This is a genomic window from Stenotrophomonas sp. 05L414_2, assembly GCF_056397905.1.
Window position 1 is genome coordinate 1 of the sequence record NZ_JBFTOJ010000043.1, and the last position, 26,128, is coordinate 26,128.

21 protein-coding genes, 1 pseudogene and 1 riboswitch are annotated in these 26,128 nt (G+C 66.6%); of the genes and pseudogenes, 13 read left to right on the top strand and 9 right to left on the bottom strand.

Annotated elements, in window-relative coordinates; translation table 11 throughout:
• Window positions 1–66 precede the first annotated feature (66 nt).
• The 6 genes and pseudogenes from murC to lpxC all read left to right on the top strand — a co-directional run bounded on the left by murC (window position 67) and on the right by lpxC (window position 6,965).
• Window positions 67–1,503, top strand: a complete 1,437-nt coding sequence (murC, locus tag AC1DJN_RS08230; protein ID WP_025876586.1) for a UDP-N-acetylmuramate--L-alanine ligase — start codon at window positions 67–69, stop codon at window positions 1,501–1,503.
• Window positions 1,500–2,504 carry a D-alanine--D-alanine ligase gene (locus AC1DJN_RS08235; protein ID WP_478039068.1) on the top strand — a complete coding sequence of 335 codons (1,005 nt, stop codon included), beginning with the start codon at window positions 1,500–1,502 and terminating at the stop codon, window positions 2,502–2,504. Before murC ends, AC1DJN_RS08235 begins: the two co-directional genes overlap by 4 nt.
• Window positions 2,501–3,178 (top strand): annotated as a pseudogene (locus AC1DJN_RS08240) (cell division protein FtsQ/DivIB); the annotation flags it as partial. The gene AC1DJN_RS08235 and the pseudogene AC1DJN_RS08240, both read left to right, overlap by 4 nt.
• A 68-nt stretch (window positions 3,179–3,246) precedes the next feature.
• The gene (gene ftsA, locus AC1DJN_RS08245; RefSeq protein WP_025876580.1) at window positions 3,247–4,482 is read left to right on the top strand and encodes a cell division protein FtsA; all 1,236 of its coding nucleotides are present in this window, start codon (window positions 3,247–3,249) and stop codon (window positions 4,480–4,482) included.
• 164 nt (window positions 4,483–4,646) lie between these two features.
• The gene (ftsZ, locus tag AC1DJN_RS08250; protein ID WP_025876577.1) at window positions 4,647–5,882 is read left to right on the top strand and encodes a cell division protein FtsZ; all 1,236 of its coding nucleotides are present in this window, start codon (window positions 4,647–4,649) and stop codon (window positions 5,880–5,882) included.
• 171 nt (window positions 5,883–6,053) lie between these two features.
• Window positions 6,054–6,965, top strand: coding sequence for a UDP-3-O-acyl-N-acetylglucosamine deacetylase (gene lpxC / locus AC1DJN_RS08255; RefSeq protein ID WP_025876575.1), 912 nt, complete (start codon window positions 6,054–6,056; stop codon window positions 6,963–6,965).
• A gap of 280 nt (window positions 6,966–7,245) precedes the next feature.
• Here the strand turns inward: lpxC and AC1DJN_RS08260 are convergent, their stop codons facing one another.
• On the bottom strand, window positions 7,246–7,695 hold the full coding sequence (locus tag AC1DJN_RS08260) for a DciA family protein (protein WP_025876573.1): 450 nt from the start codon (window positions 7,693–7,695) through the stop codon (window positions 7,246–7,248).
• 12 nt (window positions 7,696–7,707) lie between these two features.
• Here AC1DJN_RS08260 and AC1DJN_RS08265 point away from each other — a divergent pair, with 12 nt between their 5' ends.
• The 3 genes from AC1DJN_RS08265 (at window position 7,708) to AC1DJN_RS08275 (ending at window position 12,709) form a co-directional block, all read left to right on the top strand.
• Window positions 7,708–8,661 carry a M23 family metallopeptidase gene (locus AC1DJN_RS08265; protein WP_025876571.1) on the top strand — a complete coding sequence of 318 codons (954 nt, stop codon included), beginning with the start codon at window positions 7,708–7,710 and terminating at the stop codon, window positions 8,659–8,661.
• 265 nt (window positions 8,662–8,926) lie between these two features.
• Window positions 8,927–11,659 (top strand): preprotein translocase subunit SecA, encoded by a 2,733-nt coding sequence (gene secA / locus AC1DJN_RS08270; RefSeq protein ID WP_313116358.1) that lies wholly within the window; start codon window positions 8,927–8,929, stop codon window positions 11,657–11,659.
• A gap of 96 nt (window positions 11,660–11,755) precedes the next feature.
• On the top strand, window positions 11,756–12,709 hold the full coding sequence (locus AC1DJN_RS08275; protein WP_032974911.1) for a Nudix family hydrolase: 954 nt from the start codon (window positions 11,756–11,758) through the stop codon (window positions 12,707–12,709).
• 117 nt (window positions 12,710–12,826) lie between these two features.
• Here the strand turns inward: AC1DJN_RS08275 and AC1DJN_RS08280 are convergent, their stop codons facing one another.
• The 3 genes from AC1DJN_RS08280 to AC1DJN_RS08290 form a co-directional block, all read right to left on the bottom strand.
• A complete protein-coding gene (locus AC1DJN_RS08280) occupies window positions 12,827–13,405 on the bottom strand; it encodes a DUF4124 domain-containing protein (protein ID WP_442252260.1) in 579 nt (192 codons plus the stop codon).
• Between the two features lie 41 nt (window positions 13,406–13,446).
• Window positions 13,447–14,274, bottom strand: a complete 828-nt coding sequence (gene metF, locus AC1DJN_RS08285) for a methylenetetrahydrofolate reductase [NAD(P)H] (RefSeq protein WP_442252261.1) — start codon at window positions 14,272–14,274, stop codon at window positions 13,447–13,449.
• Between the two features lie 71 nt (window positions 14,275–14,345).
• Window positions 14,346–15,869 carry an amidohydrolase family protein gene (locus AC1DJN_RS08290; RefSeq protein WP_478013617.1) on the bottom strand — a complete coding sequence of 508 codons (1,524 nt, stop codon included), beginning with the start codon at window positions 15,867–15,869 and terminating at the stop codon, window positions 14,346–14,348.
• Between the two features lie 136 nt (window positions 15,870–16,005).
• Here AC1DJN_RS08290 and AC1DJN_RS08295 point away from each other — a divergent pair, with 136 nt between their 5' ends.
• Both AC1DJN_RS08295 and AC1DJN_RS08300 read left to right on the top strand, forming a co-directional pair.
• Complete coding sequence (locus AC1DJN_RS08295) at window positions 16,006–16,563, top strand: DUF3228 family protein (protein WP_025876554.1); 558 nt, start codon at window positions 16,006–16,008, stop codon at window positions 16,561–16,563.
• A gap of 98 nt (window positions 16,564–16,661) precedes the next feature.
• On the top strand, window positions 16,662–17,291 hold the full coding sequence (locus tag AC1DJN_RS08300; protein ID WP_312962710.1) for an energy transducer TonB: 630 nt from the start codon (window positions 16,662–16,664) through the stop codon (window positions 17,289–17,291).
• A 92-nt stretch (window positions 17,292–17,383) separates the two neighbouring features.
• On the opposite strand, the gene AC1DJN_RS08305 is transcribed toward AC1DJN_RS08300, so the two are convergent.
• Complete coding sequence (locus AC1DJN_RS08305; protein ID WP_282280495.1) at window positions 17,384–17,878, bottom strand: hypothetical protein; 495 nt, start codon at window positions 17,876–17,878, stop codon at window positions 17,384–17,386.
• Entirely contained in the window at window positions 17,878–18,351 is a 474-nt protein-coding gene (gene ybaK / locus AC1DJN_RS08310) for a Cys-tRNA(Pro) deacylase (protein ID WP_025876549.1), read from the bottom strand. Before ybaK ends, AC1DJN_RS08305 begins: the two co-directional genes overlap by 1 nt.
• 92 nt (window positions 18,352–18,443) lie before the next feature.
• Here ybaK and AC1DJN_RS08315 point away from each other — a divergent pair, with 92 nt between their 5' ends.
• Window positions 18,444–19,298 carry a hypothetical protein gene (locus tag AC1DJN_RS08315; protein ID WP_312962713.1) on the top strand — a complete coding sequence of 285 codons (855 nt, stop codon included), beginning with the start codon at window positions 18,444–18,446 and terminating at the stop codon, window positions 19,296–19,298.
• 71 nt (window positions 19,299–19,369) lie between these two features.
• Here the strand turns inward: AC1DJN_RS08315 and AC1DJN_RS08320 are convergent, their stop codons facing one another.
• The 3 genes from AC1DJN_RS08320 to ahcY all read right to left on the bottom strand — a co-directional run bounded on the left by AC1DJN_RS08320 (window position 19,370) and on the right by ahcY (window position 23,308).
• Window positions 19,370–20,725, bottom strand: coding sequence for a peptidoglycan-binding protein (locus AC1DJN_RS08320; RefSeq protein WP_312962715.1), 1,356 nt, complete (start codon window positions 20,723–20,725; stop codon window positions 19,370–19,372).
• A 50-nt stretch (window positions 20,726–20,775) separates the two neighbouring features.
• Window positions 20,776–21,516, bottom strand: coding sequence for a lysozyme inhibitor LprI family protein (locus AC1DJN_RS08325; protein ID WP_238492693.1), 741 nt, complete (start codon window positions 21,514–21,516; stop codon window positions 20,776–20,778).
• Between the two features lie 346 nt (window positions 21,517–21,862).
• A complete protein-coding gene (gene ahcY / locus AC1DJN_RS08330) occupies window positions 21,863–23,308 on the bottom strand; it encodes an adenosylhomocysteinase (protein WP_478039069.1) in 1,446 nt (481 codons plus the stop codon).
• 36 nt (window positions 23,309–23,344) lie between these two features.
• Window positions 23,345–23,426, bottom strand: a riboswitch (S-adenosyl-L-homocysteine riboswitch).
• A 123-nt stretch (window positions 23,427–23,549) separates the two neighbouring features.
• On the opposite strand from ahcY, the gene AC1DJN_RS08335 reads away from it, so the two are divergent.
• Window positions 23,550–26,066, top strand: a complete 2,517-nt coding sequence (locus AC1DJN_RS08335) for a S9 family peptidase (RefSeq protein ID WP_478039070.1) — start codon at window positions 23,550–23,552, stop codon at window positions 26,064–26,066.
• The last annotated feature ends 62 nt before the right edge of the window (window positions 26,067–26,128 follow it).

Genomic DNA, 26,128 nt, shown 5'->3' on the forward strand with positions numbered 1-26,128 from the left:
ATATCATTCTCGAGGAAGCTGTATGAAGAAGGCACGCTCCAGCGCCTGCCCTGCGCGAGGCCGCGCATGATCCGCCGCCTGCATGACACCAACGATCTGGTGCGCGCGTTCCCGCGCGTGCATTTCGTCGGCATCGGCGGCACCGGCATGAGCGGCATCGCCGAAGTGATGCTGACGCTGGGCTACGAAGTGTCCGGTTCGGACAACGCCGACAACGTCGCGACCCGCCGCTTGGCCGGCCTGGGCGCGCGCATCATGCGCGGCCACTCGGCCGCCAACGTGCTGGGCACCGACTGCGTGGTGGTCTCCAGCGCGATCCGCGAAGACAACCCGGAGCTGATGGAAGCGCGCAGCCAGCGCATTCCGATCATGCCGCGCGCGGCGATGCTGGCCGAACTGATGCGCTTCCGTCGCGGCATCGCCGTGGCCGGCACCCACGGCAAGACCACCACCACCAGCCTGACCGCTGCGGTGCTGAGCGAGGGTGGGCTGGACCCGACCTTCGTGATCGGTGGCCAGCTGCTGGCTGCCGGTGCCAACGCCAAGCTCGGTGGTGGCCAGTGGCTGGTGGCCGAGGCCGACGAGAGCGACGGCAGCTTCCTGCGCCTGAATCCGTTGATGTCGATCATCACCAACATCGATTCCGATCATCTGGAGAACTACGGCAACGATTTCGCCCGCGTGCAGGCAGCGTTCGCCGAGTTCCTGCAGCGCCTGCCGTTCTACGGCCTGGCAGTGCTGTGCATCGACGATCCGGAAGTGGCCGCACTGGCCGCCAAGACCCCGCGCCACGTGATGAGCTACGGCATGAGCCCGCAGGCCGACGTGCGCGCCGAGAACGTGGTGCAGGAAGGTTCGCGCATGCGCTTCACCCTGCGCCTGCCGCAGGGCACCAGCCAGGAAGTGGTACTGGCGCTGCCGGGCAAGCACAACGTGCTCAACGCGCTGGCCGCTGCGGCGGTGGGCTGGCAGCTGGGCGTGGCCCCGGACACGATCGCGCGTGCGCTGGCCAGCTTCGCTGGCGTCGGTCGCCGCTTCAATGACCTGGGCGAAGTGACCACCGCCAGCGGTGCCAAGGTCCGCATCATCGACGACTACGGCCACCATCCGAGCGAGCTGGAAGCGGTGTTCGCCGCCGCGCGTGGCGGCTGGGCCGACAAGCGCCTGGTGGTCGCCTTCCAGCCGCACCGCTACAGCCGTACCCGTGATCAGTTCGACAAGTTCGCCGCGGTGCTGTCCAGTGTCGATGCACTGGTGCTGAGCGAGGTCTACCCGGCCGGTGAAGAGCCGATCGCTGGCGCCGATTCGCATGCACTGGCCCGCGCCATCCGTGCACGTGGCCGCAGCGAGCCGGTGGTGGTCGGCAAGGCATCCGAGCTGGCCACCGTGCTGCCGGACGTGCTGCAGGACGGTGACCTGCTGCTGATGATGGGTGCCGGCGACATCGGCGCCGTCGCCAGCCACATTGCCGTGGAAGGCTTCAAGGCGGAGGGCGAGGCGTGAGCACGCTGACCTTCCCGCCGCTGCGCAGCACCGACCCGGCCGCGTTCGGCCGCGTCGCCGTGCTGCTCGGTGGCAGCTCCAGCGAACGCGAAGTGTCGCTGGATTCGGGCCGCAACGTACTCGAAGCGCTGCAGTCGCGCGGCGTCGACGCCGTCGCCATCGATGGCATTCCGGCGCTGGCCAAGGCGCTGGCGGCCGGCGGCATCGATCGCGTGTTCAACATCCTGCACGGCCACAATGGTGGTGGTGAGGACGGCATCGTACAGGGCCTGATGGAGGCCTTCGGCGTGCCGTACACYGGCTCCAACGTGCTGGGCTCGGCGTTGAGCATGGACAAGATCCGCACCAAGCAGGTGTGGCTGTCACTGGGCCTGCCGACCCCGCAGTACCGCGAAGTACACGGAGGTACGAGTGCCACGGGAGGCAGGATGCCGGGAGCGGCCGAAAAGAATGTCCACGCGCTTGCGGCCGAGCTCGGCCTGCCGGTGGTGGTCAAGCCGGCCAACGAAGGCTCCAGCGTGGGCATCAGCCGGGTCACCGACGACGCCGGCCTGGACGACGCCGTGGCCCTGGCCGCGCGTTACGACGGCCAGCTGCTGATGGAACAGATGGTGGTCGGTGACGAACTGACCGTGGCSATCCTSGGCGACSWKGCGCTGCCGTCGATCCGCATCGTGCCCAAGGGCCAGTGGTACGACTACAACGCCAARTACATCGCCGARGACACCCAGTACCTGTGCCCGGGCCTGGACGGTGATGACGAAGACGAGATCCGCCGCATCGCGCTGGCTGCCTTCCGCGCGGCCGGTTGCCGTGGCTGGGGTCGCGTCGACGTGATGCGTGACCGCACCAGCGGCCGCTTCTTCCTGCTGGAAGTGAACACCGCGCCGGGCATGACCAGCCACTCGCTGGTGCCCAAGGCGGCCGGGCAGGCCGGTATCAGCTTCGAAGAGCTGGTGTGGCGCGTGCTGGAACAGACCCTGGAGGCATCGCACGCATGAACGCGGTGCTGCGCATCTTCGTCTGGCTGTTGGCACTGTCGGTGGTTGCACTGCCGGTGGTGGCCGTGGTCAATGGCTGGGTCGGCGCCGAGCGCTGGCCGCTGGCGAAGCTGCGCGTGCACGGTGAGTTCAAGCGGGTGCCGCCGGAACAGCTGCAGCAGGTGCTGCTGCCGTATGCGCATGCCGGCTTCTTCGCGGTCAAGCTGCAGGACGCGCAGGACGCACTGGAAAAACTGCCGTGGGTGGAAAGCGCGCAGGTGCGCAAGCAGTGGCCGGACGTGCTGGAAGTGACGCTGGTCGAGCACAAGCCGTTCGCGCGCTGGGGCGAAGATCGCCTGCTGTCCGAGCAGGGCAAGCTGTTCCCCACGCCGAAGAAGCTGGCCGACCTGCAGCTGCCCGAGCTGGATGGCCCGGACAGCCAGACCGAGGAAGTGGTCAAGCTGTACAACGATTCGCGCGCGCTGTTCGCGCCGGCAGGCGTCGACGTGCGCCGGCTGACGATGGACGCGCGCGGCAGCTGGTCGCTGCTGCTGAGCAACGGCACTGAAGTGGTGGTCGGCCGCGACGATGCCCGCTCGCGCCTGCAGCGCTTCGTGCGCGTGCTGCCGCAGCTGGCCAACCAGGCCGCGCCGATCGAGCGCGCCGACCTCCGATATACCAATGGTTTCACGCTGAGCTGGGGCACTCCGGCCGCCCCCGCCAATGCACCGGGCACCCCGGCAAGAAGGACGCAGGAAAGAACATGAATCGCAAGGGTGACAAATCGCTGATCGTCGGCCTGGATATCGGCACCTCCAAGGTGGTGGCGCTGGTGGGCGAGTATTCGCCGGGCAACCCGATCGAAGTGATCGGCATCGGCTCCCATGAGTCGCGCGGCCTCAAGCGCGGCGTGGTGGTGGATATCGAATCGACCGTGCAGTCGATCCAGCGTGCGGTCGAAGAAGCCGAGCTGATGGCCGGCTGCGAGATCCGCTCGGTGTATGCCTCCATTTCCGGCAACCACGTGCAGTGCAAGAACTCGCCCGGCATCGTGCCGATCCGCGACGGCGAAGTGACCTGGGGCGACCTGGATCGCGTGCTCGATGCGGCCAAGGCAGTGGCGATTCCGGCCGACCAGAAGATCCTGCATGCGATCCCGCGCGAGTACGTGCTGGATGATTCGCAGGAAGGCATCCGCAACCCCGTCGGCATGACCGGCGTGCGCCTGGAGGTGCATGCGCACCTGGTGGTGTGCGCGCAGTCGGCTGCGGCCAACATCAGCAAGTGCGTGCAGCGCTGCGGCCTGCAGGTGGACGATCTGGTGCTGTCCTCGCTGGCGTCCAGCGTGGCGGTGCTGACCGCCGACGAGCGCGAACTGGGCGTGGTGCTGGTCGACATGGGCGCCGGCACCACCGACATCGCAGTGTTCGTGCAGGGCGCGATCTGTCATACCGCCTCGCTGCCGATCGCCGGCGACCACGTGACCAACGACATCGCGCACATGCTGCGCACGCCGACCCCGGAAGCCGAGCAGATCAAGGTGCGCTATGCATGCGCCCTGGCCCAGCTGGCTACCGCCGAGGAAAGCATCCAGGTGCCGTCGGTCGGTGATCGTCCGCCGCGCCGCATGCCGCGCCACGCGCTGGCGCAGGCAGTGCAGGGCCGCTACGAAGAGATCTTCGAAATGGTGCAGGCCGAACTGCGCCGCTCCGGGTTCGAGGAACTGGTGCGCGCCGGCATGGTGCTGACCGGTGGTGCCTCGAAGATGGAAGGCGTGGTCGAACTGGCCGAGGAAATGCTGCAGATGCCGGTACGCGTGGGCATCCCGCAGCACGTTACCGGCCTGGGCGAAGTGGTGGGCAACCCGGTGCATGCCACCGGCGTGGGCCTGCTGCTGATGGGCAGCCAGATCGAGCATCCGCGCCGGCCGTCGCTGCCGACCGGCCGCGCCGGAAGCATGTTCAAGAAACTCAAGACCTGGTTCCGCGGCGAATTCTGACGCGGCACCTGTACCACCCGGGCGCAGCCCGGCTGCAACACCGGCAACACGACGCTACACCGGCAACACACATAACCCACACAGCCGCAACGACGGCATGCAGCACGAAGGCAGGACGCCCGAACGCCCATGCAATCGAAAGCGGATACAACGAGGACACGGACATGGCGCATTTTGAACTGATCGAAAAGATGGCACCCAATGCGGTGATCAAGGTGGTTGGCGTGGGCGGCGGCGGCGGCAATGCCGTGGCGCACATGGTCAACTCGGCAGTGGATGGCGTGGAATTCATCACTGCCAACACCGACTCGCAGGCCATCAAGAATTGTGGTGCCAAGCTGCAGCTGCAGCTGGGTACCAATGTCACCAAGGGCCTGGGCGCAGGCGCGAATCCGGAAGTCGGCCGCCAGGCTGCGCTGGAAGACCGTGAGCGCATCATGGACGCGCTGCAGGGCGCGGACATGGTGTTCATCACCGCTGGCATGGGCGGTGGCACCGGTACCGGCGCTGCGCCGGTGGTGGCACAGCTGGCCAAGGAAATGGGCATCCTGACCGTGGCCGTGGTCACCAAGCCGTTCCCGTTCGAAGGCCGCCGCCGCATGCAGGTCGCGCTGAAGGGCATTGAAGAACTGAGCCAGCACTGCGACTCGCTGATCACCATCCCCAACGAGAAGCTGATCACCGTGCTGGGTCGCAACGCGACCATGATCCAGGCCTTCCGTGCCGCCAACGACGTGCTGCAGGGCGCCGTGCAGGGCATCGCCGACCTGATCGTGCGTCCGGGCCTGATCAACGTCGACTTCGCCGACGTGCGCACCGTCATGTCCGAAATGGGCCTGGCGATGATGGGTACCGGTACCGCCCGCGGCGATGACCGCGCGCAGGCCGCGGCCGAGTCGGCCATCCAGAACCCGCTGCTGGACGATGTGAACCTGGCTGGCGCCAACGGCATCCTGGTCAACATCACCGCCGGTGCCGACTTCACCATGGCCGAGTTCGACGAGATCGGCCGCACCATCGACGGCTTCGCTTCGGAAGACGCGACCGTGGTGGTGGGTACCGTGCTCGATCCGGACATGCAGGACGAAGTGCGCGTGACCGTGGTCGCCACGGGCCTGAACCGCGTCTCGGCCAGCAAGACCCAGCGTCCGGGCGAGCGTGCACCGATCAAGCTGGTCCGCAACGCCACCACCGGCCAGCCGGAGTTCGGCGAGTTCGACAACGGCGGCGATGCGGTGTCCAAGGCCGTCGGCGGCATGGGCCTGGGTCTGCGTCGTGCCAGCAGCGACAGCGTGGCAGCTTCCACCCCGTCGGCTCCGGCCTCCTCGGCCCCGGCCGCGGCGGAACTGCCGAACGATTACCTGGACATCCCGGCGTTCCTGCGCCGCCAGGCGGACTGATCGACGCTGCCCGGGGCTTGTCCCCCCCGGGTTGCGCCACCATGTCCTGAAAACGCGGGCGCCGGGCCAGGATGGGCCCGGCCGCCCTGCTTCACGCGCGTCCCACCGGCGTTTCAGCCGGGGTAGGGGACCCTGCGTGTTAATCTACTGTGTCACTTCCGGTCGTCCCCCATGATCCAGCAACGCACCCTCAAGAACACGATCCGCGCCACCGGTGTAGGCCTGCACAGCGGCGACAAGGTCTACATGACCCTGCGCCCGGCGCCGGTCAACCATGGCATCGTGTTCCGGCGCGTGGACCTGGACCCGGTAGTGGAAGTGCCTGCGAAGGCCGAACTGGTCACCGAAGTGACCCTGTGCACCGGCCTGACCTGCAACGACGCCAAGATCCAGACCGTCGAGCACCTGATGTCGGCCCTGGCCGGCCTGGGTGTGGACAACATCATCGTCGAACTGTCCTCGGCCGAGCTGCCGATCATGGACGGTTCGTCCGGCCCGTTCGTGTTCCTGCTGCAGTCGGCAGGCATCGTCGAACAGGATGCGCCCAAGCGCTTCATCCGCGTGCTGAAGACCGTGGAAGTGACCGAGGGCGACAAGATGGCCCGCTTTACCCCGTACGAGGGGTACAAGCTGGGCTTCACCATCCAGTTCGACCACCCGATGATCCCGGCCAAGCAGTCGCGCCAGGAAATCGAGTTCTCGACGATGGCCTACACCAAGGAAATCTCCCGCGCGCGCACCTTCGGCTTCATGCGCGACCTGGAATACATGCGCGAGCGCAATCTCGGCCTGGGCGGTTCGATGGACAACGCCATCGTGCTCGACGAGTTCCGCGTGCTCAACGAAGACGGCCTGCGCTACGCCGACGAATTCGTGCGCCACAAGATTCTTGACGCGATCGGCGACCTCTATCTGGCCGGCGGCCAGGTGCTGGGTGCCTACGAGGGCTTCAAGTCCGGCCACGCGCTCAACAACAAGCTGGTGCGGGCGCTGATGGCCGATGCCACCGCCTGGGAATGGGTCACTTACGACTCGCCGGCCGTGCCGGACCCGGTGGTGTACGCCACGCCGGCCTATGCCTGATTTCACAAGCTGTTGAATTTCAATGCAAAAACGCCGCCTTCCAGGGCGGCGTCTGCGTTTCCGGCGTTGTTTGACGCACTGGCGCAGTTGGTGACGCGACGGCCGGGCCGAGGTCACGGTTTTGTGAACCTGTTGGATCCGAAGCCTGAATTTAACGTTGTTYTAACAACAATCTAACGACTGGCCCACCGCGGCCAGCTAGGATGCGACCCGGCCCCCGAAATGTTTCACGCTGCGGTGACACGCGCGACGGGGAGTGGAGCAGGACGCTCCGCTGCTTTCAGGTTTCCCGCTTCGGTTTCGAAGGAAGGTCCTGCAGAGCTGCCAAGGCGTCGCGTAGCCCTTTGTGCGTGGCGGCTGAAACTGCGTGGGGTCCATTCCGGTTGTCGAGCGCTGGGGAGCGCGTGGGAGTGGGAGACGCAGTCTTGACGGTCACCTTGGTGGCCTTCAGCCCGATGGACCGGGCCGCGTCGAGCAACTGGGCTTCGGCAAGCCGCAACTTGGCATGCCAGACCGGGGACTCGACGAGAAAAACGAGGTGTTCCCCGTCCACATTGGCCAGCCGGCAACGGCTGCGCAGAGGTGGCGGCAACTGGGGGCGCAACTGACGGTCCAGCGCGTCGAGCCATAGGGCACGCCGCAGCGGGTTCCCGCTTTTGTCCGCCATCACTGCATCCAGGGCCGGTTTCGGTCGGGATGCGGGACGAACGCTGGATTTCGGCTCAGACATGAAAACTCACTGATGGCATTCAAAAAGATCGTAATCAAAACGCGTGAAGGACAGGCCAAATCGGCGCTCACGCGTTTGCGGTTCTACTTCGAGGACCGCCCCCGAGCCCTGCTGGGCAGCGTGCTCGGCGCAGGTTGCATTATCGGCCTTGCCGGTGGAATTGGCGTCAGCGCGCTCAATGACTCGCGCCTGCAGGCCAAGGTCGACCGCCAGGAGGCCGAACTGGCCAAGGTCCAGCGTGATGCGCAGACCCAGGTCAACGCGCTGGCTGCCCGCCTCGGCGAGCTGCAGGCGCAGGCCACCCGCCTGAACGCCCTGGGCGAGCGACTGACCCAGATGGGCAAGCTGGAAGACGGCGAATTCGATTTCAACGAGACCCCCGGCCTCGGTGACGGCGATGCCGGCGGCCCGACCGCCGACATCCCGGTGAAGGACGTCAACGCCGACTTACAGGTGCTGGAGCAGCGCTTCGCTGCTTCAGGCCGCCAGTTGTCGGTGATGGAATCGCTGATGTTCGACCACCAGCTGCAGCAGAACGCCGTGCCTTCGCGCATGCCGATCCGCAACAGCTACGTCACGTCCGGCTTCGGTACCCGTGCCGACCCGTTCGGTCGCGGTGCCGCCACCCACAAGGGCATGGACTTCCACGCCCGCGTCGGTGACCCGGTGATGTCGGTGGCCGACGGCGTGGTCAGCTTCTCCGGGGTCAAGGGCGGCTACGGCAACGTGGTCGATGTGGACCACGGCAACGGCTACGTCACCCGCTACGCGCACAATTCGCGCCTGGTGGTGAAGGTCGGCGACCTCGTCCGTGCCGGCCAGGAAGTGGCCAAGGCCGGTTCCACCGGTCGTTCGACCGGCGCCCACGTGCACTTCGAGGTGTGGGAGAACGGCAACGTGGTCAACCCGCGCAAGTTCCTCGGCGATGGCGGCAATACCCCGGTCGGGCGCATCACCCGCGGTTGAATCGGGCCCCCGTACTCCGGGGGCGGTAGTGCCGGCCGCTGGCCGGCAACCTCATGATCTTCGGCAACATCGCGGATTGCCGGCCAGCGGCCGGCACTACCGGAATGTTCGGATGCCAATGCCGCCACAGGGTTGAAACCCCAGCGGCCCATCCCAAGCTACAATGGGTGTTGCCATCGACAGGGCGCCAGGCGCCCTGATTCGTTTGCGGCGGACGGATCCTTCCCGGAGCCGTGCGGCATTTCCATCCAACCCGGTTCCYTCAATGATCAACAGCCTGCTTACCCGCGTATTTGGCAGTCGTAATGAACGACAGCTGCGCCAGCTCAACCGCATCGTCGCCAAGATCAATGCGCTGGAGCCGGAGATCGAGAAGCTTTCCGACGAGCAGCTGCAGGCCAAGACGCCGGAATTCAAGCAGCGCATCGCCGGTGGTGAAGCCCTGGACAAGGTGTTGCCCGAAGCGTTCGCGGTCTGCCGCGAGGCCGGTCGCCGCGTGCTGGGCATGCGCCACTACGACGTGCAGCTGATCGGCGGCATGGTGCTTCACCTGGGCAAGATCGCAGAAATGCGCACCGGTGAAGGCAAGACCCTGGTGGCGACCCTGCCGGTGTACCTCAACGCGCTGGAAGGCAAGGGCGTGCACGTGGTCACCGTGAACGACTACCTGGCCCGCCGCGATGCCGCGCAGATGGGCAAGCTGTACAACTGGCTGGGCCTGAGCGTGGGCGTGGTCTACCCGGGCATGCCGCACAGCGACAAGCGCGAAGCCTATGGTTCGGACATCACCTACGGCACCAACAACGAATTCGGYTTCGACTACCTGCGCGACAACATGGCGCTGTCCAAGGCTGACCGCTACCAGCGCGGCCTGCACTACGCCATCGTCGACGAAGTCGACTCCATCCTGATCGACGAAGCGCGTACCCCGCTGATCATCTCCGGCCCGGCCGACGATTCCCCGGAGCTGTACATCCGCGTCAACCGCATCGTGCCGAACCTGGTCAAGCAGGAAGCGGAAGACGGCGAAGGCGACTTCTGGGTCGATGAGAAGGGCAAGCAGGTGCACCTGTCCGAGGCGGGCATGGAGCACGCCGAACAGCTGCTGGTGGAAGCGGGCATCCTCGATGCCGAGACCGAAGGCCTGTACGCGGCGCAGAACCTGACCGTGGTCCACCACCTCAACGCCGCCCTGCGCGCGCACGCCATCTACCAGCGCGATGTGGACTACATCGTGCGCGATGGCGAAGTGGTCATCGTCGACGAATTCACCGGCCGTACCCTGGCCGGCCGCCGCTGGTCCGATGGCCTGCACCAGGCGGTGGAAGCGAAGGAAGGCGTGCCGGTCCAGCGCGAGAACCAGACGCTGGCCAGCATCACCTTCCAGAACCTGTTCCGCATGTACAAGAAGCTGTCCGGCATGACCGGTACGGCCGATACCGAAGCGTTCGAATTCCAGAGCATCTATGGCCTGGAAGTGGTGGTGATCCCGACCAACCGCCCGACCATCCGCAAGGACAGCCCGGACCAGGTGTTCCTCAACCGCAAGGGCAAGTTCAATGCGGTGCTGGCCGACATCGAAGAGTGCGCCAAGCGCGGCCAGCCGGTGCTGGTGGGTACCACCTCGATCGAAACCTCGGAAATGCTGTCCGAGCACCTGCGCAAGGCGGGTGTGAAGCACGAAGTGCTCAACGCCAAGCAGCACGACCGCGAAGCGACCATCGTTGCCAACGCCGGTCGTCCGGCCGCCGTGACCATCGCCACCAACATGGCCGGTCGTGGTACCGACATCGTGCTGGGCGGTTCGCTGGAAGCGGAAATCCACGAGCTGGGTGAAGGCGCGACCGACGAGCAGAAGGCCGCGATCAAGGCCGAGTGGCAGAAGCGCCATGACGCGGTCAAGGCGGCCGGCGGCCTGCACATCGTCGGCACCGAACGCCACGAATCGCGTCGTATCGACAACCAGCTGCGTGGCCGTTCGGGCCGCCAGGGTGATCCGGGCTCGTCCCGTTTCTACCTGTCGCTGGAAGACAACCTGATGCGCATCTTCGCCTCCGACTGGGTGCAGAAGGCCATGCGCATGATGGGCATGAAGGAAGACGACGTCATCGAAGACCGCCTGGTCAGCCGCCAGATTGAAAAGGCGCAGCGCAAGGTCGAGGCCCACAACTTCGACATCCGCAAGAACCTGCTGGATTTCGACGACGTCAACAACGACCAGCGCAAGGTGATCTACGCCCAGCGCGACGAACTGCTGGACGCCGACTCGGTGAAGGACAACGTCGATGGCATCCGCGACGACGTGATCTTCGACATCGTTGCCCGCTTCGTGCCGCCGAACTCGGTGGACGAGCAGTGGGACCTGCGTGGCCTGGAAGCCACCCTGCAGTCGGACTTCGGTGTGGACATGTCGCTGACCGATCTGGTCAAGTCGCACGAGGAGCTGGATGCCGAAGGCATCACCGCCAAGGTGCAGGAGCGCATCAACCAGCACTTCGCCGAGAAGGAAGCGGGCGTGGGCGAAGAGACCATGCGCGCGCTGGAGAAGCACGTGATGCTGACCGTGCTCGACCAGAGCTGGAAGGAGCACCTGGCACGCATGGATTACCTGCGCCAGGGCATCTACCTGCGCGGTTATGCGCAGAAGCAGCCGAAGCAGGAATACAAGAAGGAAGCCTTCGAGCTGTTCTCGGACATGCTGGAGAACGTCAAGCGCGAAGTGGTGACCCTGCTGGCCCGCGTGCGCATCCGCAGCGACGAGGAAGTGCAGGCACTGGAAGCGGCCGAGCGCCAGCAGGTGGAAGCCCGCCTGAGCCAGTCGCAGTTCCAGCACCAGGACGCCGGCGGCTACGGCGCCGACGAAGAGGCGGCGCAGGTGGAGGCCACCCAGCAGGGCGTGGCGCAGCTGCAGCGTGACGAGCCCAAGATCGGTCGCAACGATCCGTGCCCGTGCGGCAGCGGCAAGAAGTACAAGCACTGCCACGGCCAGCTGAGCTGACCCCCGGAGAGCCCCGCGAAAGCGGGGCTTTCCTGTTCTGGGCCTTGAAGCGCCCGGCGATTGCGCCGGTGCCCCGCTTTTCGGCATGCTTCGGCCATGCCTTCCCCGAAACGATCGATCCACGTCGTAGCCGCCGTCATCACCGACGCCCGCGGCCGCATCCTGCTCAACCGCCGTACCGAAAGCCGCGACATGGCCGGCCTCTGGGAATTCCCGGGCGGCAAGCGCGAGCCCGGTGAGACCTCCGAACAGGCGCTGGTGCGCGAGCTGCACGAGGAGCTGGGCATCGAGGCAGAGGTGGGCGAGTGGATCATGGACGTGCCGCAGCGCTACCCGGACAAGGACCTGACCCTGGAAGTGCGCCACGTGCGCAGCTGGAAGGGCGCCCCGCGTGGACGCGAGGGCCAGGCCATCACCTGGGTGACGCCGGACAAGCTGGCCCGTTATTCAATGCCGCCGGCCGACCTGCCGGTGGTGGCCGCACTGCGCCAGCCGGACTGCTACCTGATCACCCCTGCGCCGGACATCGATGAGGGCGGCCTGCAGCGTTGGCACGGCCAGCTGCAGCAGGCCGTGGCTTCGGGGCAGCAACGCATCCAGCTGCGCCTGCCCGCCGAGCATCCGCAGCGTCAGGGCGTGATCGAGCAGGCCGTGCGCGCGCATCGGCGCGGTGTGCAGTGGCTGCTCAACCGCGATATCGAACTGGCGCGCACCCTCGGCGTTGGCGTGCACCTGGGCAGCGAGCAGCTGCAGTCGCTGCAGGAACGGCCGCTGCCGCCCGGGCAGCTGGTGGCCGCCTCCTGCCACGGGCTTGAGCAGCTGCTGGCCGCACAGCGGCTGGGCTGCGACTTCGCCGTGCTGGGGCCGGTGCAGGCCACTGCGAGCCATCCCGATGCAATGCCGTTGGGGTGGGAGGCCTTCGCCGCGCTGCGCGCCCAGGTCTCGCTGCCGATCTATGCGCTCGGCGGCATGACACCGCAGCATGTGGCCGAGGCACGCCGGCATGGCGGGCAGGGTATCGCCGCCATCCGCGGACTATGGCCGGTGTAGCGCGATACACAGGGGCGCAAGCAAGTAGATCCACGCCATGCGTGGATGAGCAGACCCACGCCACGCAGCGACCAGTAGATCCACGCCATGCGTGGATGGCGGTTCAGCAGCACCCGCTCACAACGTAATCCAGAAACACCCATACTGCCGCCGCAGCCCAAGCACGGTCGCCGCGCGCGTGGCGCTGCCCGGCAGGGTCTGCTCCAACCGCAACCCGATCGGATGGCGCCGTGCAGCCGGCATCGGCACCGTTTCCGGATCCTGTGAGGCGATGCCCTGGCCCTCATCCAGATCCTGGCGCGGATACACCGGCACCACGTCCACCAGCGGCCGCCGCACCACCGATTCCAGCTGGCCAAGAATCCGCTGTGCGCCGGCATCGGACACCGCGCCCCACAGGTACAGCGAAGAAAGCCGGTTCACATCACCGATGCCGACCGCCGTGTGCAAAGCCTGCACCAGTTCGCTCAGCCGGCGCGGGCAGCTGCTGCCGAGGCTGTCGCGCTGCAGGGTATTGCCGGAAGGCGCCGGCGGTGGCCGCCGGGACTGCGCGCCCAGGCTGTCGCAGGGGCGGTCGCTATAGACACTTTGCCCCTGCGGATCGGTGCAGCGGTTCAAGCGCGTGGTCTGCGCCTGCACACCGGCGCAGACACCGGGCAGCAGCAGGACCAGCAACAGGGACAGGACGAGCTTCATCGACGCAGCGTAGCGCCGATTGCGATAACGCAGCGTACTTTTCAGCCTTGCAGCAGCTTCAGTACCGAGACCGTCGGCTTGGCCAGGTTCAAGGTGTAGAAGTGCAGGCCCGGTGCGCCGCCTTCGACCAGGCGCTGGCACAGCTTGGCCACCACTTCGGCGCCGAAGGCGCGCACCGATTCGGCGTCGTCACCGTAGGCCTGCATCTTGCGGCTGATCCAGCGCGGGATTTCCGCGCCGCACTGTTCGGAGAAACGGCGCAGCTGGCTGAAGTTGGAGATCGGCATGATGCCCGGGGTGATCGGCACCTGCACGCCGAGCCGCTGCACTTCGTCGACGAAGTGGAAGTAGGCATCCGGGTTGAAGAAGTACTGGGTGATGGCGGCATTGGCACCGGCGTCGATCTTGGCCTTGAAGTGCTTCAGGTCGAGCAGGGCGTCCTGCGCTTGCGGATGCGTTTCCGGATACGCGCCCACTTCGATGCGGAAGGCGTCACCGTGCTCGGCACGGATGAAGGCGATCAGTTCGGAGGCATAGCGCATGTCACCGGGAAAACCCATGCCCGACGGCAGGTCGCCACGCAGGGCGACGATGCGCTGGCAGCCGATGGCGCGGTACAGCGTCAGCAGCTCGCGGATCTCCTGGCGGGTACCGCCCACGCAGGACAGGTGCGGTGCCGCGTCGAAGCCGTGGTGCTGGTTGAGATGGCGCACGGTCTCGGAGGTGTAGCTGAGGGTCGAGCCACCGGCGCCGAAGGTACAGGACACGTACTCGGGGGCATACGTCTTCAGCTTGGCCGCGGCACGGTCCAGCTGGGTGCGCTGTTCGTCGGTCTTGGGCGGATAGAACTCGAAGCTGATGGTGGTCATGGCACGGGCGGCGGCGTCGGGTGCGGAGAAGTATATCTCTCCATCGAGATGGATGTAAAACAAGGCAGCCGCTACAGTTCCGCGCTGACCGGGCTGGTCACGAATCCCCACAGCAGCCGCGCCATCACCGCAGGTGAGCGTGCCTGCGCGCGGGAGTAGGCCAGCAGTGCATCCAGCCTTGGACGGTCGTAGAGGTGGCCGGCCAGCAGCACCGCATGCACGCGCCGGCTGTTGCCGATGTCCAGCAGAGGATTGCCGTCCAGCAGCACCAGGTCGGCCGCTTTGCCGACCTCGACACTGCCATGCCGGGCCTGCAGGCGAAGGTGCTGTGCGGCGTGCAACGTGGCTGCGCGCAGCACGTCGGCTTGGCTGAGTCCGGCCTGGTGCAGCAGTTGCAGTTCATCGTGATAGCGGAAGCCGCCAAGCCCGGTGTCGGTGCCCACCAGCACCGGAACACCGGCGCGGTGCGCAGCGCCGGTCAGTGCCAGGCCATGATTGAAATAGGCGTGCAGCGCGCGCTCGCCACGTTGGCCTGGATGGCGGGTGACCGTGGCCTGCAGGTCGTCGCGCCAGGCCCAGCGCGAAAGCGGATCGAGGTACGCCAGTCGCGGATCATCGATGAAGCCCGGATCGCGCGCGCGGGCATCCTCCTCGCGGGTGACATGAGTGGGCACGAAGGCGCTGCCGCTGGCCTGCATCAGCGCGAAGGCGGCCTTGCACCTTGCAGGCGCATAGCTGTCCACCAAGTGCTCGGCCAAGGCTGTCGGGTCTTCACCTTCCAGCGTCCCGCTGCGCCATGCAGCTGCGGAGCCGGAGCAGTGGCGAACGAACAGATGCGCGTGTTCAAAGCTGTGCTGTCCGGCCTGCAGTGCCTCTTCCAGCGCCACCGCCCTGGGCAGGTGGCCCACCAGCGGACGATGCAGTTGCCGCGCCTCGGCAGCCAGCCGTTGGTAGGTATCCGGGCGCAGCCGGTTGTAGACCTTCAGTGCATCCACGCCGCGCTCGGCGTACTCACGCGCGCGACGGACGGCGTCCTGTGGTGCCAGCGCAGGGTCTTCGAAGTAGAAGCTTGCCACCTGCACGAATCGCGGCGCGGTCAACGTGCCAGCGATGGCCTGTGCGCTCCAGCGACGCTTCTCAGCGACGCAGGCGATCAGCGGATCGGTCGGCTGCGGGCAGTCCATCATGTCGCGGGTGCCGGTGATGCCGTTGGCCAGCATCAACGGGAACTGCAGTTGCGGAGACAGCTGCAGTGCGTGGGTATGCATGTCCCAGAAGCCAGGCAGCAGCCAGCGGCCACCGGCGTCGAATACGTGCAAGGTGGCGTCGTGGGGGCCATTGCCGATGGCGATGATGGTGCCGTTGCGCACCGTTACAGTGGTGGGCGCGCTGGCAACGCCGTTCTGCACGTCCACCACCCGCGCATTGATGATCACCCGGCTGTTGCCGACATCGGGCGGCGGCGGCGCTGGCAACGGCCAGATCAGGGCGGCAGCGAACAGCAGGGGCGGAGCGAGAAGCACAGCCGCTACTGCCTTAAGCAGAGGCCGTTGGTGTGATCGAGGGGAAGGGGACAACGCGCGTGCTGCATCCATGAGCCTGCAATCCCTACGGTGGGTCGAAGGCAGGGTGGGGCAAGTCCGGTTCGGATGCCAGTGACTCTCGGCCTGCTCCCCTTGCACCGCCGGTGGCGGTTACCCTGTGCAGCGGATTCTTCGATCACGTCGCGCCATGTCCATCGTCCTCACCGATTTCGCCCGCCCCCGCCTGTTCCCGCGCGTACCGCGCGGCAACACCATCCAGGACTGCAGCGCCGAGCAGTTCCAGGCGCATCTCAACGCGCACCCGCCGCTGAAGGTGCTCGATGGCTATGCACCGTTCTGCAAGCTGTTCGTCTATGAGAACTGGACCAGCACGCGCTGCCTGACCGTGCCGGTCACCGATGCCAACCGGCACCTGCTGCGCAGCGGCTACGAGGCGCGCAACCGTGAGGAACTGCCGGTGCTGGTGCGCTGGTTCGAGGGCGTGGAATCGCCACGGGCCAATTACTTGGTGGTGATCCTGTACAGCGCCGAGCAGCTGGCCAAGGAAGGTTCACCCATCGATGCGGACTGGGGCATCGTCGGCTGCATCTATACCGCCGAGCCGGAAGAAGTGCCGATGGCGCCGATCACCATGATGCGCAATGCGCTGGGCGTGGAGGAGGGTGGTTCGGGCGTGCCGCTGGACCGCGAAGCCTATCAGCGCGCGGTGGCGTTCTGGGAGAACAACGCCAACTGGCGGCCGTGAGAACACAGCATCGCGATGCGCGTCAGCGCACTGCGATGTGAAATCCGCTGCGGCCACCGCGGGATACGATGCTGTTTCCATCACAGCAGGAAGCAACGATGACGATCAGAACGTGGATGCCGTTGGCGGTGGCGCTGGGCGCCTTGCTGGGTTCAGCCGAGAGTTCAGCCCAGCGTTACGATGCCAACGCCGCATGCGGTGGATTGAGCAACGCGGCATCGATCCAGGATGTGGGCGTCAGCAGCATGGAGGCGCGTGCCCAGCAAGGGCGCTGCACGCTGCACGTCGTGGCTGCGGATGCGGAAGCGCTGGTGCGCCAGCAACGCATGCTGGAAGCGGTGTCGATGGCGGTATGCAAGGCCGCTGCGGAACCTCAGCCGTCCGCGCAGCCGCTGTCACTGGTGCTGCGATTCCCTGCGCGCTGCCCGCTGTCGTCCAAGGCGACACTGTTCCCTGCGGCCAGCGGCAACTGGAGGCGTGAATTCCCCGAGTACCCCTCTGCGGCTGTACGTGACGGGTTGCAGGGCAAAGTGCAGCTGAAGGCGCTGGTGAACGAGGACGGCAGGATTGTCGCGGCCGTGGTACGCGTGTCCAGTGGTCACGCGGTGCTGGACGCGGCAGCGGCCAAGGGGCTCCGCTCGTGGGCCATGCAACGCGACGCGCAACAGCCCGCGTTGCCCGCCATGAGTGTGATGGACGTGCCGGTGACCTTTGCTCTCAACGAATGAAGGACGTGCTCTCCTGGCTTTCGTAGCGGGAGCCGGCACAACCAGGCTTGGCGTGGATCCGCCTTCGCAGTAGAGCCACGCCACGCGTGGCTTCAATCAATGGCGAGCAAGGTCCACTCCCACCACGGGTAGTGGTACTCACGGTCGGTGGCATCCCAGTGCTGGCCGCAGCAGGTGCAGGCCACCCGATGGCGGTCGCCCCAGCCATCCTCGGCCACGCCCTGTTCCAGCAGCCGCACATGGCTCTGCTCGATGAGCCGGCGTGGGTCGAAGAACAGGTAATCCGGATACAGCGCGCACAGGCAGCCTTTGCGCTCACGCCAATAACGCAGGCGGCGCAGTGCGGCTTGCAGGTGAACATCGTTGCTGACCAGCGCACCGCCAAGCTGCACGCCCTGGCAGGCCTGCTCGATCCGCTCGGTCTGCGGCGCCAGCGCATCCAGCGTCGTAGCGCTGAACAACCGCGCCAGGCTGCTGCTGGCGGCATGGATACGACTGGCATCGCGCGACAGCAGGTCCTGCAGCAGCACATCGGCCTGCGGGTCGGCCAGCCGCGGTGGCGGCGATGTGGACCAGGGCCAGCGCATCAACGGGGCCTGCCGATCGCGGCGTAGTGGCCGCCGGTCAGGTGCAGCAGGTCGGCCGGTGCCAGCTCCACTTCCAGGCCACGCCGTCCCGCGCTGACGTGCAGGGTGGGCAGTGCCTGCGCGCTGGCGTCGAGAAAACTGCGCAGGCGCTTCTTCTGCCCAAGCGGGCTGATGCCGCCGACCAGATAGCCGGTTGCGCGCTGCGCGGCATCGACGGCGGCCATCTCGCACTTCTTGCAGCCGGCCGCCTCGGCCAGTGCTTTCAGATCAAGCTGGCCGGCCACCGGCACGATGGCAACGAGCAGTTCGTGCGTTTCGGTGCTGGCCAGCAGGGTCTTGAATACCTGTGCCGGGTCCAGGCCCAGCTTTTCGACGGCTTCGCCGCCATAGGATTCGGCATGGGCATCGTGCACGTAGCTGTGCACGGTATGGGCGATCTTCTCGCGCTTGAGCAGGTTGATGGCCGGGGTCATGGGCATATCGTAGCGCCGCGCGCGGGCATTGCCTTGACCGAGGCTATTGCCGCGCCCTGCGATACTGCACGTCGGCTTTCCCTGGCTCCAGCATGCGCGCACCCGCTCACCTCCACGACCTGACCTTTGACACCGAAGTGGCAGCGGGCCCGTACCCACCGCAGGGTTTTCTGCCGATCGCCGAAGGCGCGTTGGGCAACGGCGATTGCTTCGGGCTGTACTGGCCATTGGGGCGCGAAGGCGCATTGCCGCTGGTCTGCGAGATGTTCCATGACGAGGGCAGGATGGTCTACAGCCATTCTTCGCTGGACGTGTTCGCGCACTGGTTGGGCATCAATCGTGCGCTGGACGAGGATGCGTGGGATGACGACGAGTGGGATCCGCGCGCGCATGATGTGGACGACGCAGACTCGCCTCTGCGGCTTGTCGAGTTGGCGCAGGGACATGTAGCAGCGGGCGAGCCCGCCGCTGCGATCCCACTGCTCGACGCCGCAACCGCGGCTTTTCCAGACCTGCAGAAGGGCTGGGCCATGCTCGCTGGCCAGCACATGCGGTTGCGCAATGCCGAGCTGGCGGTGCGCGCGGCGCGCTCGGCCGTGCTGGCCAACTGGGCCTTTGGCGTGCCCGAAGCAGGTGTGCTGCGCATCCTGAAATCGGCGCATGCTGGTGCGGATCCGGTGGTGGCGATGGCGCAGCAGATGGGCTTCGCCTTTGGCGGTGCCAGGAACAACCCGGACTATGCGTTGATGCAGGCCTGCATCGATCGGTGTTGGCGGATCGGCGATAGGGAGGCGGCACTACGGTTGTCGCAAAACCGCTGTTACGTGCTGGCCGCCGAGACGGTGTCATTCCAGGAGCGCGAGCGCTTTGATCTGCCCGCGTGGCAGCTTGCGTTCCGCGAACAGTGCCGCCTCGCCCTCGGCGACGACCGCCAGCGCATGCAGTAGAGCCACGCCGCGCGTGGATACCGAACCGGATGACAGGATCCACGCTGTGCGTGGATCCGATCCATCGCAGATCAGCGCGACAGCGGCTGCTGTGCCTGTGCCTGTTCCTGCGCCTGTCGTTGTGTCTGTTCGGCGTTCAACGCTTCGCTCTGGCGAGTGCTGGATGGCAGATCCTGGCTGACCGCCTGCGCAAGGTCGATGTAGGTGCGATGCGCTGCAGGATCGCCCAGCTGGCCCTGCACCGCGAATACACCCTGGCCGTCGGGGCGCGCCACCACGGTGTCCACCTGTGACATGCCGACAAGCTTGGACTCGTAGGCGACCTGTCCAGCGGCATTCTCCAGCTGGCCGCGGTCATGGAACAGCGGCGATAGTCCACCTTGGCTGCGCTGCTGTTCCAACGTTTCCAGCTTTTCCACGACCTGCTGGTAGCGCGGATTGTCGGCGTGCCCGGGCGTGGCCATGCTCGGTGCTGCTGATTCGGCCTGCTGATGCTGCTGGCTTGCCGCCTCCAGCGCACCCAAGGTGCCGCTGCCGGCTTTGCCGTCCACCGTCAGCTGATGATCGCGCTGGAACTGCTGGACCGCCTGCAGGGTGCCCGGGCCAAAGTGACCGTCGGCCACCAGCGGTGCACCGTCCTTGCCCGTGTAGCCGAGGTCGGCCAGCTTCTGCTGCATGGCCTGCACCTCATCGCCCTTTGCGCCGTTCACCAGCACGCCACTGCCAGCCGACGCACCGGGTGTGCTGGGCGAGCCGTGCGAGGGGGCATGGGTTGGGGTGATGCCCAGCTGGGTCATGGCCGTGTCGAAGCGTTGATCGCGGCTGGTCACGGCCGCAGGCGACTGGATGCCGAATTTGGTCGCATCGACGAAGGTCTGCACGTCGGCCCGGCTTGGTGGATCGCCGGCCTGGACGGTACCGCCCTGCAGCTTCTCCGCGTTGCCGGCCAGATAGCTGATGAACTGCGGGCCCATGCTGCCGAACTGGTTGTCATAGTCGGCCATGGCCAGCTGCAGTTCCGGGTTTGCCACGATGGCATCGGCGGCGGCCGGGTTGGTCGCACGCACCTTGGCGATGGCCTCGTCGACGCGCTCGATGGCGCTGTCCAGCTTGGCGTTGGTGAGCTTGTCGATGTTGGCCTGCGGAATGGCCTGCAGCTTGGCGTCGAGCGCGGCCAGCTGCTGTGTGCTCAGCCCCCCGTGCTGGGACAGCAGTTCGATGTCACCGTTGGTGAAGCCGTTGTCGCGCAGGAAGCGCCTGGCCTGGGGGTTGCCGCCGACGTCGAACTGCACCAGGCCGAACGAGTAGGCGCTGGTGCCCTCCTGGGCGTATGAGAAATGGTCCAGGTGGCGGGTGTTGCCGCCCAGTTCGGTGTTGAGGAACAGCGTGGACAGCTGTTCGCGGGTGAGAGTGGAATCCGTTGCCATGGTCATCGTCCTTCAATGAGGAAAAGGGAGCCGTGCCCGCCCGGCTGATGTCAGCCGGCGCAGTGCTGCTGGGTGAAGCCGAGCAGCTGGCGGGTGGCCTCGGTGCCGTAGGCAGCCGGTGCCGGTTCGATGGCGAACTGGCCGACCATCTGGTTGCTGCATAGCTGCACGTTGCGCTTGCCGGTGGCTGTTTCCAGGGTGCAGTTGGCCGCCAGCAGGGCGTTGTGGCCGGCGCCGATGTTGGTTGCCGCCGTGCAGCCCAGCAGGCTGCCTTTTTGGCCGTTTTCACCCAGCAGCGTGTTGAAGGTCGCCAGCTGGCTGTTGGGGTCGCGCAGCACCAGCATGTCCACGCACTGCTGCTGGCCGTCGGGCACTTCGCAGGCGTCCTGGTCGACCAGACCGTCGCGCGTGGCCGACAGTACCTTGAGGCGGTCGGCAGATACCTGTTGCAGGCAGTGCGCGTCGCTGCACAGGTCGCGCGTGTGCTGGATCCAGCGCTGCTGCTCGGCCTGCAGCTTGGCCTTGCCGGCGGCATCGAGGGTTTGGCTTGCGGCGGCTTCGGCCTTGGCCAGCTCGCCTTCCTGCTTCAACAGGGCGGGGTCGTTGCAGATCAGGGTCTGCACCGGCGATGCCGGATTGGCGCAGGCGGTGCTGCCGGCGGCCGCTGCCGGGGCGCTGGCCGCCTTGCCGTCGGTGTTGGCCTGTTCGGTGGCGGCTGCAGGCGTCGTGGCCTGGGCTTCACCGGAGGGCGGGGTGCAGGCGGCCAGCAGGGCCACCCAACACAGGGTCATGAGGGGCTTGATGGCCCGGGTCATACGTTCACTGCTGCGCTGCATGTCTATCCTTTGATGTCTGCGTCCTGGCGCATGGCCTGCGGGCGGCAGGCATGGGGCGAACCATGGAACGGGGGTGCCGTGGCGGCCGCGCGGCGGGCTGGGCATTGCAACATCCCGCGCCGGGCCGTTGGCGGGAACAGAGCGTAGCAAGCGACTGCTTAGGGCTCTGTGACAGGACGCGCGGAACGCGGCGGCGGGTGCCCGGATGCAGAACGGGCGCCCGAAGGCGCCCGTCCGTGTGCATCCGTTGCTGGGGTCAGAGCCCTTTCCTGCGGAAAGGAATCCGACCCCGCGCACGRCATCAGTAGCGGTARTGRTCCGGCTTGAACGGACCKKCYWCCGGCACGCCGATGTAGTCGGCCTGTTCCTGGCTCAGGGTGGTCAGCTTCACGCCGATCTTTTCCAGGTGCAGACGGGCCACTTCTTCGTCCAGCTTCTTCGGCAGCAGGTACACCTTGTTCTCGTAGGTGCCCTTGTTGGCCCACAGGTCGATCTGGGCCAGGGTCTGGTTGGCGAACGAGTTGGACATCACGAAGCTCGGGTGGCCGGTGGCGCAGCCGAGGTTGACCAGGCGGCCTTCGGCCAGCAGGAAGATCGCATTGCCGTTGGGGAAGATGTACTTGTCCACCTGCGGCTTGATGTTGACGTGCTTCACGCCCGGGAAGTCGACCAGCGCATCGACCTGGATCTCGTTGTCGAAGTGGCCGATGTTGCAGACGATGGCCTGGTCCTTCATCGCGCTCAGGTGCTCGATGCGGATGATGTCCTTGTTGCCGGTGGTGGTGACGTACAGGTCGGCACGGCCCAGGGTGGATTCGATGGTGTTGACCTCGAAGCCTTCCATCGCCGCCTGCAGGGCGCAGATCGGATCGATCTCGGTGACCACCACGCGCGCGCCGTAGGCACGCAGCGACGCGGCGCAGCCCTTGCCGACGTCACCGTAGCCGCAGACCACGGCGACCTTGCCGGCCAGCATCACGTCCATCGCGCGCTTGAGGCCATCGGCCAGCGACTCGCGGCAGCCGTACAGGTTGTCGAACTTGCTCTTGGTGACCGAGTCGTTGACGTTGATCGCCGGGATCAGCAGGGTGCCGGCCTGGGCCAGCTGGTACAGGCGGTGCACGCCGGTGGTGGTTTCTTCCGAAACGCCCTTCCAGTCCTTGACCACGCGGCCCCAGTAACCCGGGCGCTCCTTGGCCACGCGCTTGAGCAGGTTCTTGATGACCTGCTCTTCGTGCGAAGCGGCCTTTTCGTCGACCCAGGTGCTGCCGTTTTCCAGTTCGTAGCCCTTGTGGATCAGCAGGGTCACGTCACCGCCGTCGTCGACCACCAGCTCCGGGCCGGTCAGGGTGCCGTCGGGCAGGGTGAAGGTCAGCGCGTCCAGGGTGCAGTCCCAGTACTCTTCCAGCGACTCGCCCTTCCAGGCGAACACGGGGGTGCCGGTGGCGGCGATCGCCGCAGCGGCGTGGTCCTGGGTCGAGAAGATGTTGCACGAAGCCCAGCGCACGTCGGCGCCGATGTCCTTCAGGGTCTCGATCAGCACCGCGGTCTGGATGGTCATGTGCAGCGAGCCGGTCACGCGCACGCCCTTCAGCGGCAGCTCGGTCTGGTACTTGCGGCGGATGGACATCAGGCCCGGCATCTCGTGCTCGGCGATGTCCAGTTCCTTGCGGCCCCAGTCGGCCAGGGTGATGTCGCGGATCTTGTAATCGCCTTCGGTGGAGAAGGTCTTGGCAACAGCATTCATGCAGTAGCTCCGGTTGTGGGCGAGCGGATGCTCGCATCTGGCCGGGCGCCGTTGTTGCAAAGCCACCTGGCCGAGCCTGGCCGGTCTCAGGGATCCGGTCGCAGCGCCCCTCGGCAGGGGAGGATGCCCATTATATCGCGCCTCCGCTGTGACACGGCGATGACCCAACCATCGGCAGATGGGCGGAGGTGCATGGCCTGTTAAGGTCGAGGGCTTCACGCAGCGAACAGGTGGAACAATGATGAGCACGCACGCACGCCGCAACCGGCGCTTGACTGGCCTGGTCCTGTCGATGGCCCTGCTGGCGGTGGTCCCGCAGGCCTGGGCTGCCGCACCGCAGGCGGCCGCGGCGCAGGCGCAGGGCGTGGCCGGTTACGAGCTGCCCTCGGCCGCACTGCAGGCCRTGGTCGACGCGCCGCGGGCGCCGTCGCTGTTCCTGTCGCCGCGCCGGGATGTCGCCGCGTTGATGCAGATGCCGTCGCTGCCGTCGATCCAGGTGGTGGCGCAGCCGGAGCTGAAACTCGCGGGCCTGCGCATCAATCCGAAAACCTTCTCTGACAGCCGCTTCAGCTTCGGCCAGAAGCTGTGGTTGATGAATGTGGCTGACGGCAAGGAGCGGCAGATCAGCGGGTTGCCGGCCTCGCTGTCGATCGCCAGCCTGACGTGGTCGCCGGACCAGAAGTGGCTGGCCTTCAACCAGGTCGATGCCGCTACCGGGGCCAATGAGCTGTGGCTGGTGGACGTGGCTGGCGGCAGCGCCCGTCGCCTGGTCGCCGGCCTGAACACCGTTCTGGGCAGTGGCTACCAGTGGTTGCCGGACAGCCGAGGCCTGGTGGTGTTCACCCGCCCGGCCAACCTTGGCGCCGCCCCGGCTGCAGATGGCATCCCGACCGGCCCGGCCGTGCAGCAGACCAGCCAGGGCGGTGGCGTGGTGTCCATCCGCACCTACCAGGACCTGCTGAAGAACGAGGCCGACGCGCGCCAGTTCGATTACTACGCCACCACCCAACCGATGGAAGTGGGGCTGGACGGGCAGAGCCGTGCCATTGGTGCGGCCGGCATTTTCATGGGTTTTGCGGTGTCGCCCGACGGCCGCTTCGTGCTCAGCCAGCCGGTGCAGCGTCCGTACTCCTACGTGGTGCCGCTGAGCAGCTTCCCGCGCCGTATCGAAGTGCTCGACCGCAGCACCGGCAAGCTGGTGCATACCGTGGCCGTACGGCCGCTGGTGGAAGGCCTGCCGACCGGCAACGATGCCGAAGTGACCGGCGTGCGTGACATCAGCTGGCGTGGCGATGCCGATGCCACTCTGGTCTGGGCCGAAGCGCAGGATGGTGGCGACCCGAACAGGGAAGCCAAGGTGCGCGATGCGGTGTTCATGCAGGCCGCACCGTTCGACACGCCGCCGGTGACCCTGGCCCAGCTCGGCAGCCGCTATGCCGGCATCAGCTGGGGCCGCGGCGACCTTGCCCTGCTCAACGAATCGTGGTGGAAGACCCGCCGCAGCAAGACCTGGCTGATCGCACCGGACAACGCCAGCGCCGATGCCAGGCTGCTGTGGGATCGCGACGCGCAGGACCGCTACGCCGATCCGGGCCGCCCGCTGATGGCCAGTGATGACCGCGGCCGCTCGCTGCTGCAGACCACCGCTGATGGCGGCAGCCTGTACCTGGCCGGTGCCGGTGCATCGCCGGAAGGCGACCGTCCGTTCGTTGATCGCTTCGACGTGGCCAGCGGCAAGGCAACCCGCCTGTTCCATTCGCAGGCACCGACCTACGCCGCGCCGGTAACGCTGCTGGATGCGCAGGCCAGTTCGCTGCTGATCAGCCGCGAGAGCCCGGACGAGCCGACCAACTTCTACGTGCAGTCGCTGGCCGACACCAACGCCGCACCGCGTGCGCTGACCCATTTCGCCCATCCGCTGCCGCAGCTGAAGGGCGTGCAGAAGGAGCAGATCCGCTACAAGCGCAAGGACGGCGTGGACCTGACCGCGACCCTGCTGCTGCCGCCGGGCTATGACCCCAAGCGCGATGGTCCGCGGCCGCTGCTGATGTGGGCCTACCCGGGTGAGTTCAAGAGCGCGGCGGCCGCCAGCCAGGTGACCGATTCGCCGTACCGCTTCAACGCCATCAGCTACTGGGGCCCGCAGGCGTTCCTGGCCAAGGGCTATGTGGTGCTGGCCAGCCCGTCGATGCCGATCATCGGCGAAGGCGACAAGGAACCCAACGACACCTACATCGAACAGTTGGTGGCCAATGCGCAGGCCGCAGTGGACGAGGTGGTGCGGCGTGGCGTGACCGACCGCGAGCACATCGCCATCGGTGGCCACTCCTACGGTGCGTTCATGACCGCCAACCTGCTCGCGCACACCCGCCTGTTCAAGGCCGGTATCGCGCGCAGCGGCGCCTACAACCGCACGCTCACCCCGTTTGGTTTCCAGGCCGAAGAGCGCAACTACTGGCAGGCGCAGGACGTGTACCAGAAGATGGCGCCGTTCAATTACGCCGACAGGATCAAGGATCCGATCCTCTTCATCCACGGCGTGGACGACAACAACTCGGGCACCTTCCCGATGCAGAGCGAACGCATGTTTGCCGCAGTGAAGGGGCTGGGCGGCACCGCCCGCCTGGTGATGCTGCCGAACGAGTCGCATGCCTACCGCGCACGCGAATCGATCATGACGATGCTGGCCGAAAGCGAACGCTGGCTGGAGCAGAACCTCGGCCCGGTGCAGCAGGGCAAGGCGAAGAAGACGCGCTGACCAGTGCTGGTAGTGCCGGCCGCTGGCCGGCAACCTCATGGACCTGCGCAACGTGAGGTTGC

Excerpts from the sequence above, each read along its gene's own strand:
- ftsA (WP_025876580.1), top strand. The coding sequence starts at position 3,247 with ATGAATCGCAAGGGTGACAAATCGCTGATCGTCGGCCTGGATATCGGC.
- AC1DJN_RS08275 (WP_032974911.1), top strand. The coding sequence starts at position 11,756 with ATGCCTTCCCCGAAACGATCGATCCACGTCGTAGCCGCCGTCATCACC.
- AC1DJN_RS08305 (WP_282280495.1), bottom strand. The coding sequence starts at position 17,878 with ATGCGCTGGCCCTGGTCCACATCGCCGCCACCGCGGCTGGCCGACCCG.
- metF (WP_442252261.1), bottom strand. The coding sequence starts at position 14,274 with ATGACCACCATCAGCTTCGAGTTCTATCCGCCCAAGACCGACGAACAG.
- AC1DJN_RS08320 (WP_312962715.1), bottom strand. The coding sequence starts at position 20,725 with ATGGCAACGGATTCCACTCTCACCCGCGAACAGCTGTCCACGCTGTTC.
- ybaK (WP_025876549.1), bottom strand. The coding sequence starts at position 18,351 with ATGACCCCGGCCATCAACCTGCTCAAGCGCGAGAAGATCGCCCATACC.
- AC1DJN_RS08290 (WP_478013617.1), bottom strand. The coding sequence starts at position 15,869 with ATGGATGCAGCACGCGCGTTGTCCCCTTCCCCTCGATCACACCAACGG.
- AC1DJN_RS08280 (WP_442252260.1), bottom strand. The coding sequence starts at position 13,405 with ATGAAGCTCGTCCTGTCCCTGTTGCTGGTCCTGCTGCTGCCCGGTGTC.
- AC1DJN_RS08300 (WP_312962710.1), top strand. The coding sequence starts at position 16,662 with ATGACGATCAGAACGTGGATGCCGTTGGCGGTGGCGCTGGGCGCCTTG.
- AC1DJN_RS08315 (WP_312962713.1), top strand. The coding sequence starts at position 18,444 with ATGCGCGCACCCGCTCACCTCCACGACCTGACCTTTGACACCGAAGTG.
- AC1DJN_RS08265 (WP_025876571.1), top strand. The coding sequence starts at position 7,708 with ATGGCATTCAAAAAGATCGTAATCAAAACGCGTGAAGGACAGGCCAAA.
- lpxC (WP_025876575.1), top strand. The coding sequence starts at position 6,054 with ATGATCCAGCAACGCACCCTCAAGAACACGATCCGCGCCACCGGTGTA.
- ftsZ (WP_025876577.1), top strand. The coding sequence starts at position 4,647 with ATGGCGCATTTTGAACTGATCGAAAAGATGGCACCCAATGCGGTGATC.
- murC (WP_025876586.1), top strand. The coding sequence starts at position 67 with ATGATCCGCCGCCTGCATGACACCAACGATCTGGTGCGCGCGTTCCCG.
- AC1DJN_RS08295 (WP_025876554.1), top strand. The coding sequence starts at position 16,006 with ATGTCCATCGTCCTCACCGATTTCGCCCGCCCCCGCCTGTTCCCGCGC.
- AC1DJN_RS08260 (WP_025876573.1), bottom strand. The coding sequence starts at position 7,695 with ATGTCTGAGCCGAAATCCAGCGTTCGTCCCGCATCCCGACCGAAACCG.
- AC1DJN_RS08325 (WP_238492693.1), bottom strand. The coding sequence starts at position 21,516 with ATGACCCTGTGTTGGGTGGCCCTGCTGGCCGCCTGCACCCCGCCCTCC.